Consider the following 1,196-nt stretch of genomic DNA (forward strand, 5'->3'; position numbering starts at 1 on the left):
GGTGCGGTGACGGGCCTGCGCGGGTGGGGGTGGCCGGACTGGTTCGCTTTACGTCCGGACACCCCCACCCGCTCCGGCCCGTCCCCTCCCGTTGAGGGGAGGGGGAAGGCCGGTGGGGGTGCCCCTAGGTGGTCCGGTGCGCCTCTCGGGGGCCGCTTATGGCTTTACCGCGGCTAGGGCTTGTCCGGCGGATCATTGCGCCAGTTGGGCCCCGGGCAATGAAGCCGTAGGGCGCGATGGGGATGCGGTCGTCAAGCCATTGCGAACTTGGCGACATACTCGTCGAAGGGCTCGATGCCGACTTCCGCGCGAAGTACGTCCATGCGCTCGGGCTCTTCACAGGGCCACGGAATCGGTGATCCGTCCTTCACGCCGGCGATCTGGGTGCCGTAGACCTGCTTGCGGCCCTCATTGACCAGCGTGCGGTCACGCAGAAAGGCCAGCTCGCGTGGGCTGGCCGAGCCTGCCGACACCGCCTTTTGCATCAACTGGAGGGCGCGTCGCTGGACGTCGAGCTGCCGGTCGGCGTGCTGAGCGATCATCCACGCCGCGCGTGCGGCCTCCTCGCCGACCAGTTCTGCGGTCGGCCAGCCGCACTCGTCCATGATCGCGCCGAGTCGGTCGCCGTGCCGTGCGGTCAGCCGCCGCCACTCCAACTGCTCAGCCGGGTCATCGCTGTTCGCGCGGATTGCGGTCCGATGATCGGCCGCAGCCATGTCGGTGAGTTCCACCGCCAGCGCGGCAACATCGTGCGTCATTCTCGACTCCCTGGTTACGGCGGTGCGTTGTGCTCGTCGACCGCAACTCTAAAGGTGCAAATCAGGCGTAAAGATCATTCCGGGGAACGGTGACAGGAGCCTCTCCGCACCTGGATAATGGATCTGTGCCCGCAGCCAGGGCCGGATCGCTGCGACGGTTTTCCTGGCACCCGAGGGGATCTCCTGCGTGCTCCGGCCGCATGCTGGTCGGCCCGGCAGGAGGTCGAGTCCACGCTCAGGGGAGCAGCCGCACCCATTCCGTGTTCGTCAGGTTCCCCCCGCCCATGTCCATGCCAATGAGGCGAACTCGGAACGGTCACATGAGCAGCCGGACAGCCCCTAGCCCCCACCTACCGGAACAACTTCCCCCCACGGGAGGGGACGGGCCGGAGGGGCCTGGTGTGTGGACGTAAAGCGAAGCAGTCCACACACCAGGCC

The 1,196-nt window shown here is 67.4% G+C and carries 1 protein-coding gene; it reads right to left on the reverse strand.

Annotation, left to right across the window (positions count from 1 at the left end; genetic code table 11):
• Nucleotides 1-251: 251 nt before the first annotated feature.
• Nucleotides 252-758, reverse strand: coding sequence for a DUF6624 domain-containing protein (locus ACFW5B_RS35220; RefSeq protein WP_386449195.1), 507 nt, complete (start codon nucleotides 756-758; stop codon nucleotides 252-254).
• Nucleotides 759-1,196: the final 438 nt, after the last annotated feature.

Origin of the sequence: Streptomyces sp. NPDC058773 (assembly GCF_042746015.1) — a bacterium.
Classification (GTDB): domain Bacteria; phylum Actinomycetota; class Actinomycetes; order Streptomycetales; family Streptomycetaceae; genus Streptomyces.

What these genes read in the sequence shown, in the direction of transcription:
- ACFW5B_RS35220 (WP_386449195.1), bottom strand. Translation starts at nt 758, where the DNA reads ATGACGCACGATGTTGCCGCGCTGGCGGTGGAACTCACCGACATGGCT.